This is a genomic window from Stenotrophomonas sp. STEN013 (assembly GCF_056760355.1).
In genome coordinates this window covers 269051-287348 of record NZ_JBRREO010000003.1, presented here as the reverse complement: position 1 = coordinate 287348, position 18298 = coordinate 269051, and the positions used below count along the sequence as shown (strand labels likewise).

Annotated in this window: 15 protein-coding genes; 7 read left to right on the top strand and 8 right to left on the bottom strand. The window is 66.3% G+C overall.

Going from position 1 to position 18298, the window contains the following annotated elements; genetic code table 11:
- Position 1: 1 nt before the first annotated feature.
- Positions 2–247, bottom strand: coding sequence for a hypothetical protein (locus tag ACVOMH_RS09175; RefSeq protein WP_481551744.1), 246 nt, complete (start codon positions 245–247; stop codon positions 2–4).
- Between the two features lie 157 nt (positions 248–404).
- Here ACVOMH_RS09175 and ACVOMH_RS09170 point away from each other — a divergent pair, with 157 nt between their 5' ends.
- The 5 genes from ACVOMH_RS09170 (at position 405) to ACVOMH_RS09150 (ending at position 4234) form a co-directional block, all read left to right on the top strand.
- Complete coding sequence (locus tag ACVOMH_RS09170) at positions 405–944, top strand: glutathione peroxidase (RefSeq protein WP_481551831.1); 540 nt, start codon at positions 405–407, stop codon at positions 942–944.
- A gap of 85 nt (positions 945–1029) precedes the next feature.
- Positions 1030–1989 carry an FKBP-type peptidyl-prolyl cis-trans isomerase N-terminal domain-containing protein gene (locus tag ACVOMH_RS09165; protein ID WP_054658846.1) on the top strand — a complete coding sequence of 320 codons (960 nt, stop codon included), beginning with the start codon at positions 1030–1032 and terminating at the stop codon, positions 1987–1989.
- Between the two features lie 24 nt (positions 1990–2013).
- Entirely contained in the window at positions 2014–3363 is a 1350-nt protein-coding gene (locus tag ACVOMH_RS09160; RefSeq protein WP_481551743.1) for a UDP-glucose dehydrogenase family protein, read from the top strand.
- Positions 3356–3595, top strand: coding sequence for a SlyX family protein (locus ACVOMH_RS09155; RefSeq protein ID WP_054658842.1), 240 nt, complete (start codon positions 3356–3358; stop codon positions 3593–3595). Before ACVOMH_RS09160 ends, ACVOMH_RS09155 begins: the two co-directional genes overlap by 8 nt.
- A gap of 9 nt (positions 3596–3604) precedes the next feature.
- The gene (locus ACVOMH_RS09150; protein ID WP_481551742.1) at positions 3605–4234 is read left to right on the top strand and encodes a DUF2058 domain-containing protein; all 630 of its coding nucleotides are present in this window, start codon (positions 3605–3607) and stop codon (positions 4232–4234) included.
- 207 nt (positions 4235–4441) lie between these two features.
- On the opposite strand, the gene ACVOMH_RS09145 is transcribed toward ACVOMH_RS09150, so the two are convergent.
- From ACVOMH_RS09145 to ACVOMH_RS09135, 3 genes are all read right to left on the bottom strand, one after another.
- Positions 4442–5629, bottom strand: coding sequence for an MFS transporter (locus ACVOMH_RS09145; RefSeq protein ID WP_481551741.1), 1188 nt, complete (start codon positions 5627–5629; stop codon positions 4442–4444).
- A gap of 131 nt (positions 5630–5760) precedes the next feature.
- The gene (locus ACVOMH_RS09140; RefSeq protein ID WP_481551740.1) at positions 5761–7215 is read right to left on the bottom strand and encodes an amidohydrolase family protein; all 1455 of its coding nucleotides are present in this window, start codon (positions 7213–7215) and stop codon (positions 5761–5763) included.
- Between the two features lie 48 nt (positions 7216–7263).
- Positions 7264–7938, bottom strand: coding sequence for an ankyrin repeat domain-containing protein (locus tag ACVOMH_RS09135; protein ID WP_481551739.1), 675 nt, complete (start codon positions 7936–7938; stop codon positions 7264–7266).
- 125 nt (positions 7939–8063) lie between these two features.
- Here ACVOMH_RS09135 and ACVOMH_RS09130 point away from each other — a divergent pair, with 125 nt between their 5' ends.
- Positions 8064–8945: a LysR substrate-binding domain-containing protein gene (locus ACVOMH_RS09130; RefSeq protein WP_481551738.1), complete on the top strand. Its 882-nt coding sequence runs from the start codon at positions 8064–8066 to the stop codon at positions 8943–8945.
- A gap of 80 nt (positions 8946–9025) precedes the next feature.
- Here ACVOMH_RS09130 and metH read toward each other — a convergent pair whose 3' ends face one another.
- From metH to ACVOMH_RS09115, 3 genes are read right to left on the bottom strand one after another with little or no spacing between them, the layout of a single operon-like run.
- Complete coding sequence (gene metH, locus ACVOMH_RS09125; protein WP_481551737.1) at positions 9026–11707, bottom strand: methionine synthase; 2682 nt, start codon at positions 11705–11707, stop codon at positions 9026–9028.
- Positions 11704–12783 (bottom strand): homocysteine S-methyltransferase family protein, encoded by a 1080-nt coding sequence (locus ACVOMH_RS09120; RefSeq protein ID WP_481551736.1) that lies wholly within the window; start codon positions 12781–12783, stop codon positions 11704–11706. The genes metH and ACVOMH_RS09120 overlap by 4 nt, the downstream gene beginning before the upstream one ends.
- Positions 12784–12808: 25 nt before the next feature.
- Positions 12809–13738, bottom strand: coding sequence for an ArsR/SmtB family transcription factor (locus ACVOMH_RS09115; protein ID WP_057505827.1), 930 nt, complete (start codon positions 13736–13738; stop codon positions 12809–12811).
- Positions 13739–13865: 127 nt separating this feature from the next.
- On the opposite strand from ACVOMH_RS09115, the gene ACVOMH_RS09110 reads away from it, so the two are divergent.
- Positions 13866–15014 carry an acyl-CoA dehydrogenase family protein gene (locus ACVOMH_RS09110; protein ID WP_481551735.1) on the top strand — a complete coding sequence of 383 codons (1149 nt, stop codon included), beginning with the start codon at positions 13866–13868 and terminating at the stop codon, positions 15012–15014.
- 117 nt (positions 15015–15131) lie between these two features.
- Here ACVOMH_RS09110 and ACVOMH_RS09105 read toward each other — a convergent pair whose 3' ends face one another.
- Positions 15132–18296, bottom strand: coding sequence for a multidrug efflux RND transporter permease subunit (locus ACVOMH_RS09105; RefSeq protein ID WP_481551734.1), 3165 nt, complete (start codon positions 18294–18296; stop codon positions 15132–15134).
- Positions 18297–18298 lie beyond the last annotated feature (2 nt).

Here is an 18298-nt window from a genome sequence, read left to right as displayed (position 1 = left end):
GTCAGCTCCGCGGGTTCAGCGACTGTGCGAAGGAGAAGTAGGGCAGTGACAGGCTGGTTCGCATCCGCCTGACCGGCCGCTTCGCTTTGGGAAGGTCATTCGCATCCTGCTCATCACCGGCCGCCTCGGCTGCATAATCCCGGACGTTGGTACGGCCGGTTTCAGGCGCCGCCGAGCAGCCGAGCAACAACAGGGTGCCCGTGGCAATCACTGCCTGGAGTACGTGTCTGCTGCGTTTGATGCTCATCTCGGCTCCCTGTGTAGGGTGGCTGGTGTTGTATGCAACTATAACACCGACACGGCGCCGCGCAACTGTTCTGCCACTAAAATTACGGCCGATACGTATCCATCAGTGCCGATTGCCCAGGAGAAGGATTTTGAAAATTCGCAAAATGCTGATTTCAATGGTTTTTATGGCGTCGCTTGGCGGTGCGGCGAGTGCCGTTGCCGGGCCGCTGCTGGACCGCGACTACCGCCTGTTGGCGGGAAACAGCGAGGTGAACCTGAATCGGACCTATGGCGGCAAGGTGCTGTTGATCGTCAACACCGCTTCCAAATGCGGCTTCACCCCGCAGTACGAAGGACTGGAGGCGCTGCAGCAGGAGCTGTCGGGGCAGGGGTTTGCGGTGCTGGGTTTCCCCTCCAACGACTTCAAGGGGCAGGAGCCGGGCACCGAGGCGCAGATCCAGGAGTTCTGCACGCTGACCTATGGCGTGAAATTCCCGATGTTCCAGAAGGTGCATGTGGTTGGCCCGGAAGCCACGCCGCTGTACCGGGACCTGACCCGCGCCACCGGCGTGGCGCCGGGCTGGAATTTCCACAAGTATCTGGTGTCGCGCGACGGGCGGGTGGTCGCCCAGTTCCCGAGCAAGGTGCGCCCGGATGATCCGGCGCTGCGTGCGGCGATCGAACGCGAGCTGGCGGCACCGGCGCCGCGGCGTTGAGGCGCCTCGACATATCCAGCGTGCGTGCGACAATGTCGCCCCTTGCGCCGACCGCGGCGTTTGTTCACTTCCAGGAAAGCAGCGAATGAAGATGGGAAAGCGCGGCGCCGTGGCGTCGCTTCTGATTCTGGCGATGGCGGCACCGGGTGTCGTGATGTCGCAACAACCTGCCGCCCCGGCGGCTACCAAGGAGAAGTCTGTTTTGACCTCGGATCGTGAAAAAGTCGGTTACGCCATCGGCATCGACGTTGCCAGCTCGTTTGAGCCCATCGCTTCGGAAGTCGACATCGCGGCACTGCGTCGTGGCATCGAGAACGCATTTGCCGGCGGCCAGCCGCTGCTCTCGCAGGAAGAGGCCCAGCAGACCGACCAGGCGCTGCGCACCGTGATGATGGCCCGTTCCGGCCAGCAGGTGCCGGGTATGGCCCCGGGCAGCCAGCCGCCGTCGGTGGACAAGGAAAAAGTCGGCCTGATGCTGGGCAGCTATGCGGTGGGCCCGTCGCTGGCGCCGATTCAGAAGGAAATCGACCTGGACTCGGTGTTCCAGGCCATCACCACCGTGTTCAGCAAGGGCACGCCGCTGATGGACCGCCAGCAGGCGCAGGCCATGCTGCAGGCTTTCAGCACCGCCAAGCAGGCTGCTTCGGCCGGCAAGAACCGTGAAGAAGGCAATGCCTTCCTCGCCAAGAACAAGACCCAGCCGGGCGTGGTGACCACCGCCTCGGGCCTGCAGTACCAGGTGATCCGCCCGGGCAGCGGTGAGCGTCCGGTCCCGACCAGCCGCGTGCGCGTGAACTACGAAGGCAAGCTGCTGGACGGTACCGTGTTCGACAGCAGCTACCAGCGTGGCGAGCCGGTCGATTTCGGCCTGAACCAGGTCATCAAGGGCTGGACCGAAGGCGTGTCGCTGATGCCGGTCGGTGCCAAGTACCGTTTCTGGATCCCGTCGGAGCTGGCTTACGGCAGCGCCGGTACCCCGGGTGGCCCGATCGGTCCTGACGCGGCGTTGACGTTTGACGTGGAACTGCTGGGTATTCTGCAGTAACACAGCCACGGAGTTCCCGCTGCCATGCGCGTCGCGATGTTCGGTACAGGCTATGTCGGTCTCGTCACCGGAGCCTGTCTGGCCGAGGTCGGTCATGACGTGGTCTGTGTCGATATCGACCAGGCCAAGATCGATGGTCTGAACCGGGGCGTCATCCCGATCTACGAACCGGGATTGGCGCCACTGGTACAGGCCAACCACGCCGCCGGGCGGCTGGCCTTCACCACCGAGGCGGCCGGCGCCATCGCGCATGCACAGGTGATCTTCATTGCAGTCGGCACCCCGCCCGATGAGGACGGCAGTGCCGACCTGCAATATGTGCTGGCCGTGGCCCGCACGATCGGTCGCCACCTGGACCATCCGGCAGTGGTGGTCAACAAGTCGACGGTGCCGGTCGGTACCGCCGACAAGGTCCGCGCGGTGATCGCCGAGGAGTTTTCCGCCCGTGGTGCCCGGATCGCCTTTGATGTGGTCTCCAACCCGGAATTCCTCAAGGAAGGCGATGCGGTGGCCGACTGCCTGCGGCCGGACCGGATCATCATCGGTGCGGACGATGCGCGCGCGGTGACCGTGCTGCGCCGTCTGTACGCACCGTTCAACCGCAAGCGCGACCGTGTGGTGGAGATGGATGTGCGTTCGGCCGAGCTGACCAAGTACGCGGCCAACGCGATGTTGGCGACCAAGATCAGCTTCATGAACGAGATCGCCAATATCGCCGAGCGCGTGGGGGCGGATATCGAACAGGTCCGCCAGGGCATCGGTTCGGACCCGCGCATCGGCTGGCACTTCATCTACCCCGGCGCCGGTTACGGTGGCTCCTGCTTCCCCAAGGATGTGCAGGCACTGGCGCGCACCGCCGCCCAGCACGGGCATACACCCCGGCTGCTGGAGGCGGTGGAAGCGGTCAACGAGGCGCAGAAGGGCCACCTGTTCACCCTGATCCAGCGCCATTACGACCGGGGCGAGGATGAAGGCGTGCGGGGCAAGACGTTTGCGGTATGGGGCCTGGCGTTCAAGCCCAATACCGATGACATGCGCGCCGCCCCCAGCCGGCGGCTGCTGGCGCAGTTGTGGGAGGCCGGCGCGCGGGTGCGCGCCTATGATCCCGAGGCGATGGGCGAAGCCCGTCGTGTTTTCGGAGAGCGCAAGGATCTGATGTTGTGCGAGTCCGCGTTCGAGGCACTGGAAGGTGCCGACGCGCTGATCGTGGTCACCGAGTGGAAGCAGTTCCGCAGCCCCGATTTTGTCCGTCTGCGCGAGGCGCTCGGGGATGCGGTGGTGTTCGATGGGCGCAATCTGTACGACCCGCAGGAAATAGAGGCCGCAGGCCTCGCTTATTACGGCATTGGCCGAGGACGTTCCCTGCATGCATGAGTTTTCTCCGAACGAGCGCGAACAAGCGCTCGAAGCCCGTCTGGTTGAGCTGGAAATGCGGGTCTCCTTCCAGGAGCAGGCACTGGCCGAAATGAGCGAAGCCTTGGCCGATGCCCGCATGCAGGGCTCGCGCAACGCCGACCTGCTGCGGCACCTGCTGGACGATCTGGGCAAGGTGCGTACCGCGCTCTATGCCGATGCCGCCGACGAACCACCGCCCCCGCATTACTGACGGTTACCTATGAGCGACACACTCCGCGACCAGCTCCTCGGGCTGGGCTTCAAATCTGCGCCCAAGCCGGAGCGCAAACCCGATCAACGCCGCGATGGCCGTCCGCACGGCAAGCCGGGCGGTCGTCCGTCTGCCGCTGCCGGCGCTCCCAAAGCAGGGCAGGGCAAGCCCGGCCAGGGCCGGCCGCAGGGCGCGCGCAAGCCGCGCTCGCAGGAAGACATCGATCTGGCCAAGGCCTACGCCATCCGTGCCCAGCGCGAGAAGGACGAGCGCATTGAGGCCGAGCGCCGGAAGCAGGAAGAAGCCCGCCTGCGCCGCGAAGCCCGCGCCAGGCTCGACGAGCTGATCAAGGACAAGGGACTGAACGATCCTGAGGCCGATATCGCCCGGCACTTCGAGTACGGCGGCAAGATCAAGCGCATCTATGTCAATGCCGACCAGCTCAAGGCGCTCAATGCCGGCGAGCTGGGGGTGTTGCAGCAGAACGGTCGCTACCTGCTGGTCCCCGCGGCGGTCCTGGCCGAGGCCGAGCAGGTGTTCGCCCCCTCGGTGGCCCTTAAGATCGACCCGAACGCGCCGGCCGAAGCCGATCCGTATGCCGATCCGATGTACCAGGTGCCGGACGACCTGGTCTGGTAAAGCGGTTCCGGCCGCCTCGGTGTGACAGAAAAGACAGGCCGCTGGCCTGTCTTTTTCCATGTGCGGCGCCGGCTACGGGTTTGGGGCGCGGCTCGCCTCGAGGCTGACGATCCGCACCGGCAACAGGCGCAGTGGCCTTGCAAGTGACTCGCCTCCTCGGCGGACGGCGCTCCCTGCGTGGGGAGTGGCTGCCTGCACAGGTATCTGCTAGCCCGCGGCCCGCCGGGCCTGTCGGGAGGGCGGCAGCCAGTACAGCGCGATCAGCGCGCCGGCCAGGGCGAAGCCGCCACCGACGAGGAAGGCGGCCTTGCCATCGCCGAAGCGCCACAGCTGGCCGGCGATCAGCGCGCCCAGCACGCCGCCCAGTCCCGAGGAGAAGCCGTAGAACAGGCCCTGGCCGTGGCCGTTGAGCTGGCCGGGGAAGTAGCGCGCCAGCAGTTGCATGGCCGAGGCGAAGAACGCGGCAAAGCCCAGGCAATGGGTGGCCTGGGCGACGAGCATCACCGGGATGTTCTCCGGCCACAGCGCGGTGGCCCACCAGCGCAGGGCGGCGCTGGCCATGGAAATGATCAGCAGCCAGCTGGCGTCCCAGCGGCGGAAGAAGCGCGAGATCAGGAAGAACACCGCCACCTCGAACACCACGCCCACCGTCCACATCAGCCCCAGCAACGAGGTGCTGTAGCCGTGCTGGTCCATGTAGAGCGAGAAGAACGTGTAGTAGGGGCCGAACGAGAGCTGCTCGAGGAACGCGGCGACGAAGAACGCCAGTACCGGCTTCTGCCGGACGATGGCCCAGAAACCGCCCTCGGTGTGGGTGCCGCCGGGGATGTCGCGGGCGTAGCGGTTGAGGAAGGCCGAGCCGATCATCAGCGCGAACAGCGGCAGCATCAGCCACGGCAGCTTGCCGGCGCCATGGTGCTCGATCAGCCAGCCGAAGCTGGTGACCACGGCGATGAAGCCGAACGATCCCCACACGCGGATCAGGCCGTAGCGGTGGCTGTCACTGCCCAGATGGGTGATGGTGATCGATTCGAACTGCGGCATCACCGCGTTGTAGAAGAAACAGAACGCGATCATCACCGCGTACATCGACCACTGCGGCGCGGGAAACAGGAAGGCGGCGAAGCTGAGCAGGGTCAGCACGCAGCCGATCCGCAGCCAGCGGATCGGCCGTGGCGAGGCCGCCGCCAGCGAGGTCCAGGTGCTGGGCGCGACCACCCGGGTGGCATACCACAGGCTCATCATCACGCTGATGGCGGTGACACTCATCCCGCGCGACTGCAGGTACAGGCTCCAGTACGGGGTGAACGCGCCGAGGGCGGCGTAATAGAAGAAATAGAAGCTCGACAGCCGCGCGGTGGGCACGGATGGGCGTGGCTGGGAAACGGCGGTCATCACAAGGCGCCAGCGGCGCGGGTGGGGGCGGGGGAGCGGCTGGGCCGCGCCGGCTATTGTGCCTTGTGCCCGTCTCCGCGGGCAGCAGCGCGGTCACCTTTTGGCGGGTGACCGCTCAGCAGGCATCCGTCTCAACGCGTTTCAGCGGCATCCCAGGCAGCCACTTTGGCCTTGGCCTCGGTCAGCAGCGCGTCCAGCGCGGCGCGGTCGAGCACCCGGCCGCGCAGGATCACCGTGTCGATGGCGCGGGTGGCCGCGATGTCCTGCAGCGGGTTGCGCTCCAGCAGCACCAGGTCGGCGGCCTTGCCTGCTTCCACCGCGCCGTAGCGGTCCAGCGTGCCGAACCATTGCGGGCCGGCGCGGGTGGCCGCGACCAGCGCCTGCTGCGGGGTCAGGCCTTCGCGCACGTACAGCTTCAGCTCGTTGTGCAGGCCGATCCCCGGGTAGTTGTAGGAGTTGAGGAAGCCCGCGTCGGTGCCGGCCATGATGTTCACCCCGGCCTGCTGCAGCATCGGCAGCACCTTGGCTACCTCCGCATAGCCCTCGTGGCGGGCCTGGATCTGCGCCGGCGTGGCCTTGGCCGCGCGCTCCACGCGCCATTCGTAGGTCTTGCGCAGGCCCGGGCCGATGTAGGCCAGGTAGGCGTCGTTGTCGTGCGGCTCGCTGTCGAGGAAGTCGAGGATGCGGCCACCGTCCAGCGTCGGCGTGACCGCGACACCCAGCGCGGCGAAGCGACGGTAGGCGGCCATCGCGGTGTCGTTGTCGAAACCGGCCGACAGGCGGCGGTTGGCTTCGGCACGGTCGATGCGGCCGGCGGCGTAGTCCGCGGCGATGCTGGCCTCATCCTTCACCCCGGCCTTGAACGCATAGTCCAGGTGTTCGATCGAGCTGATGCCGGCATCCACGGCCTGGCCCACGGTCAGCGCCATCGGGATATGGCCGGAAGTGCGCAGGCCGCGCTGGCGGGCCTGGCGCAGAGCGTACAGGAACAGCTCCGGGGACAGCGTGCTGTCGGTGATCTTGACGAAGTCCACCTGGTCGCGCTGCTCGCGGTCCAGGGCGGCGTCCACGCCGGCCTCGTCGCCGGCTTCGATCGTGCCTTTCCAGACCGGCTTGAGGCCTTCGATCTTGGCACCGGAAGTGAACAGCTGCGGCCCGAACAGCTGCCCGCTGGCGATCTGTCCGCGCCAGGACAGCACCTGTTCGGCCAGATCGCCGGAGGCGTCGCGCACGGTGGTGATGCCATGGGCCACGTACAGCGGCAGCAGCGCCTTGTTCTCCTCGATCAGCGCCGGGCCGCCGCCGAAATGCACGTGCATGTCCCACAGGCCGGGGATCAGGTAGCGGTTCTTCGCATCGATGGTCGTGCCGGCGCGCCACTGGCCGGCCAGGGTCTGGTCCTCGCCGACGGCCACGATGTCGTCACCGCGGATCACCACCGTCTGGCCGGGACGGGTGCTGCCGTGTTCGACGTCGACCACGGTGGCGTGGCGGATCAGCACGTCGGCGGTGGAACGTGCCGCCAGGGCTGCGGGCGCGACCGCCAGCAGCAGGCCTGACAGGGCGAGGGAAAGCGTGCTTTTCATCAGCGGTGTCCAGTGGCGTGCGGCGGGCCGCACAGCGGAGTAAAGGGGTCAGTGCGCGCCGGCGGCGACCAGCAGGCGCACGATGGCGGCCTGCTGGCGCTGGCGGGCGCGTTGCAGTGGAGAGATGCCATAGCTGTCGGGGAGGTTCACGTCGGCACCGGCATCGATCAGCATGCGCACGATCTGCTGATGGGCGACGCCGCCATCGCCGAGAATGATCGCCTCCAGCAGCGCGGTCCAGCCAAGCCGGTTGACGTGGTCCAAGTCGATGCCGGCCTCGATCAGCGTGCGCACGGTTTCCACATGGCCACGCTCGGCAGCCGGAATCAGCGCGGTGCCGCCGTAGCGGTTGGTGCTGCGTAGATCGGCCCCGTGGGCCAGCGTCATCTTCAGGATCTCCACCTGCCCACTGGCGCCGGCATACAGGTAGGCGGTGTCCTGGATCGAATCCCTGGCATTGACGTCGGCGCCGGCTTCCATCAGCAACCGTGCCGTTTCGATCTGGCGCTGGTGGACGGCGGCCAGCAGCGGGGTGCGATCTTTTTTGTCGCGGGCGTGAATGTCGGCGCCCTGCGCCAGCAGGCCGCGTACCGTCTCGACGTTGCCGGCTTCGGCCGCCTGGAACAGCTGGCGCGACAGCCCCCTGTCGTCAGCGCCGGCCGCGCACGACGCCAGCATGGCGCTGGCCAGCAACTGGGCGGTGATCCAATGTCGTGCGGACATCGCCGCCTCCTGTCTCTGCGATGTGGCGTGCCGTGGAGCGGGCACCGGGGTGGGGCGCGACGGTTTGCACCGGCCGTGGGTCGATGCTACAAGCCTTTTCATCCATCCAGAAATGAAATGTAACGATGGCTACCAGTGCGAAATCGAATAGATCCCTGTTCGATCTGGATCTGCTGCGGGCGCTGGTGACCGTGGCCGACTGCGGTGGTTTCACAGCTGCGGCTGCGCGCCTGCACTCGACCCAGTCCACCATCAGCCAGAAGGTGCGGCGGCTGGAGGAACTGGCCGGGCACCGGTTGTTGGACCGCGGCGTGCGCGATGCGCGACCGACCGATATCGGCGAAACCGTGCTGGGCTATGCGCGGCGGATGCTGGCATTGAACGAGGAGCTGTCCGATGCGCTTTCCGGCGAGGGCGCCACGGCCACGATCCGGCTGGGTGTGCCGGAGGATTTCGCCGGTGGCCGTACCACCCGGCTGCTGGCCGTCTTCAGCCGGGAGCATCCGCAGGTGAAGCTGGAAGTCAGCAGCGGCCTGAGCCGGGCGCTGGGCGACAGCTATGACCGCGGCGAACTCGACCTGGTGCTGCTCAAGCAGCGCCGTGGCAGCCGTGACGGCGTGGCCTGCTGGCCGGAGCCGATGTGCTGGGTCGATGCGGCTTCGGCACCGGCGTTCGCGCAGGACCCGGTGCCGCTGGTGGCGTTTCCGCCGCGCGGGCAGTACCGCGAGGACATGATTGATGCCATCGAGGCGCTCGGGCGCCGCTGGCGGATCAGCTTCACCAGCTCCAGCCTGGGGGGGCTGCAGGCGGCGGTGGCTGACGGGCTGGGCATCAGCCTGTTGCCCGCACGCGCGGTAACCGCCGGCCACACGGTGCTGGGACTGGCCAGCGGGCTGCCGCTGATCGACAGCATCGAGCGGGTGCTGCTGCACCGTCCCTCCGCCGGGCCGGAGGTCAAGGCACTGGCGGCGCGGCTGATCCGGATGCTGGGCCAGGAGCAGGACTGAGGGCGGCCTGCGGAGCCGCCGCGCCGCCGGTCATCCAATGGAGGCGTCCTGCGCCCTGCAGGGACGCAGGACGCCAGGCCTCATTCCGGGTCGTAGTCCAGGTTGGAGGCCAGCCACCTCTCCACCTGCGCCCGCTCCACGCCCTTGCGCCTGGCGTAATCGTTGACCTGCTCCTTGGACACACGGCCCACCACGAAATACTGGCTCTGCGGGTGGCTGAAGTAGTAGCCCGATACCGCGGCGGTCGGCAGCATGGCGAAGCTTTCAGTCAGCGACATGCCAATGCCGCCGGCGTCGAGCATCATAAACAGGGTCTGCTTCTCGGAATGTTCCGGGCAGGCCGGATAGCCGGGTGCGGGGCGGATGCCACGGTACTTCTCGGCGATCAGGGCCTCGTTGTCGAGCTGCTCGTGGCGGTCATAGCCCCAGAATTCGGTACGTACACGCTGGTGCAGGCGCTCGGCCAGCGCTTCGGCCAGACGGTCGGCCAAGGCCTTGAGCAGGATCGCGTTGTAGTCGTCATGGTCGGCCTCGAAGCGGGCCACGTGCGGCTCGATACCGATGCCCGCGGTGACCGCGAAGGCGCCGATCCAGTCCTGCCGGCCACTGGTTTCCGGGGCGATGAAGTCGGCCAGGCAGAAATCCGGACGCTCGGCCGGCTTGTCCACCTGCTGGCGCAGGAAATGCAGAGCGGTGGGCTGCCCGGCGGTAGCGACGATCACGTCGTCGCCGCGGCTGTTGGCCGGCCACAGGCCGAACACGGCGCGGGCGGTCAGCCATTTCTCCTTGATGATCCGCTCCAGCATGGCGCGGGCATCGCGGTACAGGTCGCTGGCCTGCGGGCCAACGACCTCGTCGGTGAGGATGGCCGGGAACTTGCCGGCCAGCTCCCAGGCCTGGAAGAACGGCGTCCAGTCGATGACCGGCAGCAGGTCCTCCAGCGGGTAGTCGTCGAACACGTGGATACCGGGCTGCGCCGGCACCGCCGGTTCGTACTGCTGCCAGTCGCACTGGAAACGCTGGCCACGGGCGTGCTCCAGCGACACCAGCCGCTTGGCGTCGCCGCGGTTGCGGTGGCGCTGGCGGATATCGGCGTAGTCGGCGTCATTGGCAGCGACGAAACTGTCGCGCAGTTCGCGCGAGATCAGCGACTGGGCCACGCCGACCGCGCGCGAGGCGTCCTTCACCCACACCGTCGGCGCGTTGTAGAACGGATCGATCTTCAGCGCGGTGTGCGCGCGCGAGGTGGTGGCGCCACCAATCAGCAGCGGCAGCTCGAAACCCTGGCGCTGCATTTCCCGGGCGACGTGGCTCATTTCCTCCAGTGACGGGGTGATCAGCCCGGACAGGCCGATGATGTCGGCCTGATGCTCACGGGCGGCATCGAGAATCTTCTGCGCCGGCACCATCACGCCCAGGTCCACGACCTCGAAGTTGTTGCAGGCAAGCACCACGCCGACGATGTTCTTGCCGATATCGTGCACGTCACCCTTGACCGTGGCCATGATGATCTTGCCATTGGACTTTGCGGTATCGCCGGTGCGCGCCTTCTCCGCCTCGATATACGGCAGCAGGTAGGCCACGGCCTTTTTCATCACACGGGCGGATTTGACCACCTGCGGCAGGAACATCTTGCCGGCGCCGAACAGGTCCCCGACCACGTTCATGCCGTCCATCAGCGGGCCTTCGATCACATCCAGCGGGCGGGTGGATTGCTGGCGGGCGTCTTCGGTATCTTCTTCCACCCAGGCGTCCAGGCCATGCACCAGGGCATGGGCCAGGCGCTCGCGCACCGGCTTGTCACGCCAGGCCAGGTCCTCGACCTTCTTCTCGCCCTTCCTGCCCTTGTAGCGCTCGGCGATTTCCAGCAGCCGTTCGGTACCGTCGCTGCGCCGGTTGAGGATCACATCCTCCACGCGCTCGCGCAGTTCCGGGTCCAGATCGTCATAGATCGGCATCGCACCGGCGTTGACGATGCCCATGTCCATGCCGGCCCTGATGGCGTGGTACAGGAACACCGAGTGGATCGCCTGGCGCACGGTCTCGTTGCCACGGAAGGAGAACGACACGTTCGACACGCCGCCGGAGACATGGCAGTGCGGCAGGGTGCGCTTGATGATGCGGGTGGCTTCGATGAAGTCCACCGCGTAGTTGTCGTGCTCCTCGATGCCGGTGGCCACGGCAAAGATGTTCGGATCGAAGATGATGTCTTCGGGCGGGAAGCCCACGTCTTCGGTGAGGATGCGGTAGGCGCGCGTGCAGATTTCCACCTTGCGCGCGCAGGTGTCGGCCTGGCCGACCTCGTCGAACGCCATCACCACCGCGGCGGCGCCGTAGCGGCGCACCAGCCGGGCGTGTTCGATGAACGCTGCTTCGCCTTCCTTCAGCGAGATCGAATTGACCACGCTCTTGCCCTGCAGGCATTTGAGCCCGGCCTCGATCACGCTCCACTTGGAGGAGTCGACCATCACCGGAATGCGGGCGATGTCCGGCTCGGACATGATCAGGTTGAGATAGCGGGTCGTCGCTTTCTCGGAGTCGATCAGACCCTCGTCCATGTTCACGTCGAGGATCTGCGCGCCGCTGGCGACCTGCTGGCGGGCGACCTCGACCGCTTCCTCGTAACGCTCTTCCTTGATCAGCTTGCGGAACTGGGCGCTGCCGGTGACGTTGGTACGCTCACCGACGTTGATGAACAGCAGGTCCGGGGTGATGACCAGCGGTTCCAGTCCCGACAGCCGGGTATACGGCGGATGGCTCATGCCGTCTGCTCCTGCCGCGACGGCAGCGCGCGCGGGGGGAGCCCGGCCACTGCAGCGGCGATGGCGCGGATATGCTCCGGCGAGGTGCCGCAGCAGCCGCCCACCAGGTTCAGCAGCCCGGACTGGGCGAACTCCTTGAGCGTGGTGGCCATTTCTTCCGGGGTCTCGTCGTATTCGCCAAAGGCGTTGGGCAGACCCGCGTTGGGGTGCGCGCTGACATAGCCGGTGGCGATCTGCGCCAGGGTTTCCACATGCGGGCGCATGTCGGTGGCGCCGAGCGCGCAGTTGAAGCCGATCGAAAGCGGCTGGCCGTGCGCGACCGAGGCATAGAACGCCTCGGCGGTCTGCCCGGACAGGGTGCGTCCGGAGGCATCGGTGATGGTGCCGGAGATCATGACCGGCAGGCGGCCGCCGCGCGCCTCGAACACTTCCTCGATCGCGAACAGCGCGGCCTTGGCGTTGAGCGTGTCGAAGATGGTTTCCACCATCAGCGTGTCGGCGCCACCGTCGATCAGGCCTTCGATGGCCTCGCGGTAAGTACCGCGCAACTCGTCGAAACTGGTATTGCGGAAACCCGGATCATTCACGTTGGGGCTGATCGAGGCGGTGCGGCTGGTCGGGCCGAGCACACCGATCACAAAGCGCGGCTTGTCCGGCGTGGTCGCCTCGATGGCATCGCAGCACTGGCGCGCGACCTGCGCGCCGGCCTTGTTCAACTCGTAGACCAGGTGCTCCAGGTGATAGTCGGCCTGGCTGACGGCGGTGGCGTTGAAGGTGTTGGTTTCCAGCAGGTCCGCGCCGGCTTCCAGGTAGGCGGTGTGGATGCCGGCGATCACTTCAGGCCGGGTCAGCAGCAGCAGGTCGTTGTTGCCTTTCAGGTCGTGTTCGCAGCCCGGGCCATGCGCGTGCTGGCTGTCGAAGCCCCCCGCGAAGCGCTCACCGCGGTAGTCGCCTTCTTCCAGACGGTGGCGCTGGATCATCGTGCCCATGGCACCGTCGATGATCAGGATGCGCTGCTCAAGTGCCTGCAGCAGTTTGGCGACACGCTCGGGATGGAGCCAGGGGAGGGAACGCATGGCGTGGGGACTCGCTGTGACGTGATCAGGGTTTGTGGGCGATCAGGGAGATGACTTCGAAATGCGGCGGGCGCTTCTCGCGGGTCACGGTTTCCAGGCTGGAGACTTCCAGCCCGGCCTTTTCGACGAACTTGCGCAGTTCCTTGTCGGTGAAGCCGAGATTGACGTGGCCGTAGGCCTCCACCGCCGCTTTGTGCTCGTGCCGGGCCAGGCTGCACAGCATCAGCCGGCCGCCAGGACGCACCACCCGGGCGCATTCGGCCACGGCCTTGGCCGGCTGGCTGGCGTAGGTCAGCGCGTGCATCAGCACCACCAGATCAAAGCTGCCGTCCTCGAAAGGCAGTTTGTGCATGTCGCCTTCGAGCACTTCGACGTTGGCCAGCTTGCGCAGGCGCTCGCTGGCGGCGGCGACCACGCGGGCGCTGGTGTCGATGCAGACATAACGCTGCGCGTGCGGCGCCAGCAGTTCGGCCAGCACGCCGTCGCCGGAGGCGATATCGAGCACGTCACCGGTTTCCAGCAGCGGCAGCGCGCTGCGCGCCAGCGCTTCCCAGGTGCGGCCAGGCGAGTAATGGCGCTCCATGTCGCCGGCCACACTGTCGGCCCAGTTCTGGTCGGCGGCGCGCATGGCCAGCACCGCAGGCACCCGTTCCGCATCCTGGCGCAGCAACGGATCATCGCTGCCGGTGCTCAGGGCATGCCACAATGCGCGCTGCGCCGGATCCAGCGCGGCCTCGTCGAAGCGGTAATAGGCCGAGACCCCGGCGCGGCGGTCGCGCACCAGCCCGGCTTCCTTCAGGCGCGCCAGATGGGTCGAGACCCGCGGCTGCGCCAGTGTGGTGATGGCCGACAGCTCGGCCACGGTCAGTTCTTCCTGTTCCAGCAGCGTCAGCAGACGCACGCGCGTCGCATCGGCGAACACTTTCAGACGGGTCGACCAGTCTTCCAGATCCATAAATATCTACCTATCGCGATATAGAGATATTTTCTCCTCTCCGCGGGGGCAGGGTCAAGGCGAGGCATAGGCCGCAACCGGGCGCGATGGTTACAATTGCAACCTCGTGAGCCCTGGGAGGGGTGTAGTGGACTTCAGTTTTTCCGACGAACAATTGATGCTGCAGGATGTCGCGCGCCGCATCGCCAAAGAGAAGATCGCCCCCAGTGCCGAGCATTTCGATGCCACCGGCGAGTACCCGCTGGAGAACATCCGCCTGCTCGGCGAGAACGGCCTGATGGGCATCGAGGTGCCGGTCGAGTACGGCGGCTCGGGCATGGACCCGATCTCCAGCGTGCTGGCCATCGTGGAGGTGTCGGCCGCCGATGCCGCCCACGCCACCATCATGTCGGTCAACAACTCGCTGTTCTGCAATGCGGTGCTGGCCTACGGCAGCGAGGCGCAGAAGCAGCTGTACGTGCGTGCCATTGCCGAAGGCCGTGAGATCGGCGCCTTCGCGTTGACCGAATCGCAGTCCGGCTCCGATGCCACGGCGATGCGCTGCCGCGCCGTGAAGCAGGCCGACGGCTCGTTCGTGATCAACGGCCAGAAGAGCTGGATCACCTCCGGCCCGGTGGCGCGCTACATCGTGCTGTTTGCGATGACCGATCCGGAACAGGGCGCCCGTGGCATCACCGCGTTCATGATCGACACCACCAAGCCGGGCTTCGGTCGCGGCAAGACCGAGCCGAAGCTGGGCGTGCGCGCCTCGGCAACCTGCGAGATCGAGTTCCAGGACTACGTGGCCACTGCCGACGAGGTGATCGGCCAGGAAGGCCAGGGGTTCAAGATCGCGATGAGCCTGCTGGACGGGGGTCGTATCGGCATCGCCTCGCAGGCCGTGGGCATCGCCCGTGCCGCCTACGAGGCCTCGCTGGCCTATGTGCAGGAGCGCAAATCCTTCGGTGCGCCGATCGGCACCTTCCAGATGGTCCAGGCCAAGATCGCCGACATGAAGTGCAAGCTGGATGCGGCGATGTTGCTGACGCTGCGCGCGGCGTGGGTCAAGTTGCAAGGCAAACGCTTCTCCACCGAGGCGGCGGTCGCCAAGCTGACCGCGTCGGAGGCGGCGATGTGGATCGCCCACCAGGCGGTGCAGATCCACGGCGGCATGGGGTATTCCAAGGAAATGCCGCTGGAACGCTACTTCCGCGATGCCAAGATCACCGAGATCTACGAAGGCACCTCGGAAATCCAGCGGATGGTCATCGCCCGCAACGAGACCGGCCTGCGCTGAGTCCTGCGGCCTGCAGCGGAACAGAAAAAGCCCCGGCAATGCCGGGGCTTTTCATTGGTGGCTATGTCCGGGGGCACCGGTGGATGGCGCGATCGGGCGCCATCCACGGCCCCGGGCTTACCGGTCTTCCTTGGCGGCACGCCCCTGGTGCTGGTCCAGATACGCCTTGGACTTCTCATCGAGCTTGTCGCCCAGGACGCGGCGTACCGTCACGAAGAACAGTGGAATCAGCAGTACGCCGATGGCGGTGGCGAACAGCATGCCGCCGATTACGCCGGTACCCAGCGAGTGGCGCGCATTGGCGCCGGCACCGGTGGAGATGGCCATCGGCAGCACGCCCAGGATGAAGGCGAACGAGGTCATCAGGATCGGGCGGAAGCGCAGGTGCGCCGCTTCGATGGTGGCCTCGCGCAGGGTCTTGCCCAGCGCCCGCTGCTCGACCGCGAACTCCACGATCAGGATCGCGTTCTTCGCCGCCAGACCGATCACCGTGACCATGCCGATCTTGAAGTACAGATCATTGGGCAGGCCGCGCATCAGCGAGAACACCACCGCGCCGAGGATGCCGATCGGCACCACCAGCAGCACCGAAACCGGGATCGACCAGCTCTCGTAGAGTGCGGCCAGGCACAGGAACACCACTACGATCGACAGCACCATCAGCAGCGTCGCGGCGTTGCCGGCCAGGATTTCCTGGTAGGACATGCCGCTCCAGTCAAAGCCGAAGCCTGCCGGGAGGTCGTCGCGCACCAGGTTCTCCATCGTGGTCATGGCCTGGCCGGAGCTGGTTCCCGGGGCTGGCGAGCCGACGATATTGACCGCCGAATAGCCGTTGTAGCGGTTCAGCGCCGGCGGGGCGTAGATCCACTCGGACTTGACCACCGCACTGAGCGGGATCATCGCCGGCTGGCCGGTGGCGTCCTTGCTCAGCGAGCTGGGTACGAAGTAGCTGTTCAGCGATTCCGGACCGGTGCGGTAGGCCGCATCGGCCTGCATGTTGACCCGCTTGATGCGGCCGCCATAGAAGAAGTCGTTGACATACACCGGCGCGAGCATCATCTGGATGGCGGTGTAGACGTCGTTGACCGACACGCCCATGGTCTGGGCCTTGATGCGGTCCACCTTCAACTGCAGCTGCGGCGAGTTTTCCAGGGTGTTGGGGCGCACGCCCACCAGCGACTGGTTCTGCGAGGCGGCACCCAGCAGGGTGTTGCGGGCCTCCATCAGCGCATCCTGGCCGGCACCGGCACGGTCCTGCAGCCACATGTCGAAACCGCCGAACTGGCCCAGACCCTGCACGGTCGGCAGGTTGACGAAGAAGATCTGCGCATCCTTGATGCCGTAGGCCTTCCGGTTCATGGCCTGGATGAACTCCGGCGCGGTCTCTTTGCGCTCGCTCCAGTCCTTGAGGCGGATGAACGCCATGCCGACGTTCTCGCCCTGGCCCAGGAAGCTGAAGCCGGTGATCTGCATCATGCCTTCGAAGGCGTCTTCGTTCTGCATGGTGCCCAGCAGCTGTTCGAACACGGCGCTGGTGCGGGTCTTGGTCGCACCCGGCGGCAGCTGCACGATGGCCAGCGCGTAGCCCTGGTCTTCCTCGGGCAGGAAGCTGCCCGGCAGGCGGGTGAACAGGAAACCACACAGCACCACCAGCAGGCCGAACACCATCATCCAGCGCGGCGCGCGCTTGATCACGCCGCCGACCATGCCGACGTAGCGGTGCTCCAGCTTGCCGTAGTACTTGTTGAACGTGCGGTAGATCCAGTTCGGCTTGTCGTTGTGGGTCGGCAGCAGGAACGCCGCACACAGGGCCGGGGTGAAGCTCAGGGCGAGCAGGGCGGAGAAGCCCATCGAGATGGCGATGGTGAGCGCGAACTGCTTGTAGATCTCGCCCGACGCGCCGGGCTGCATGGCACTGGGGATGAACACGGCAGCCAGCACCACGGTGATCGCGACCACCGCACCGGTGATCTGGCTCATGGCCTTCTGCGTGGCCGCCTTGGGCGCCAGTCCCTCCTCGGTCATGATGCGTTCGACGTTTTCCACCACCACGATCGCATCATCGACCACGATGCCGATCGCCAGCACCATCGCAAACAGGGTCAGCTGGTTGATGGTGAAGCCCACCATCAGCATGCCCATGAAGGTGCCAAGCAGGGCCACCGGAATGACGAGGGTCGGGATGATCGTCGCGCGGAAGTTCTGCAGGAAGATCAGCATCACCAGGAACACCAGCACGATGGCTTCGATCAGGGTGTGGACCACTTCCTTGATCGAGATCTTGACGAAGGTGGTGCTGTCGAACGGGGTGAACCAGCTCACGCCCGGCGGGAAGCTGGGCGCCAGCTCGTCCATCTTGGCGGTCACCGCTTCAGATACGTCCAACGCATTGGCGCCGGGCAGCAGCTGGATGGCGAAAGCCGCGACGGGCTTGCCGTTGTACTTGGTGTCAAAGCCGTAGTTGGACGCACCAAAGGCCACCCGGGCGACGTCCTTGAGCTTGACCACGCTGCCGTCGACATTGGCCCGCAGGATGGTGTTCTCGAACTCTTCGGGCGAGGTGTAGCGGCCTTCGGCGGCTACCGTGGCGGTGAACGCCTGGCCGTTGGGGGCCGGGTCGCCGCCCACCGAGCCGGCTGCGAACTGCAGGTTCTGGGTACCGATGGCGTTGTAGACGTCGGTGGCCGACAGGTTGTAGCCCTGCAGCTTCTCCGGGTTGAGCCAGATGCGCATGGCGTACTCGGAGCCGAACTGCTGGGTGCTGCCGACGCCCGGGACGCGGGAGATCTGCTCCAGCACGCGGGCACCGACGATGTCGTTGAGCGCGTCGCGATCGACGCTGCCGTCATCGGAGCGCACGCCGATGGCCATCAGGAAGCCGGCGTTGGCCTTGGCGACGACCACGCCCTGCTTGGTCACTTCCGAGGGCAGGCGCGGGGTGGCCAGCGCCACCTTGTTCTGCACCTGCACCTGTGCGATGTCGGCGTCGGTGCCGCTGTCAAAGGTCAGGGTGATGGTCACCCGGCCGGACGAGGAGGACGACGAGTTGAAGTAGACCAGGTTGTCGATACCGGTCAGCTGCTGCTCGATGACCTGGGTGACCGATTTCTCGGCCGTGGAGGCGCTGGCGCCGGGGTAGGTGGCGGAAACGGTGACCTGGGGCGGCGCCACGCTGGGGTAGGACTCGATACCCAGATTCAGGATCGAGATCACACCGCCCAGCGAAATCAGAATGGCCACCACCCAGGCGAATACCGGGTGATCGATGAAAAATTTAGGCATGG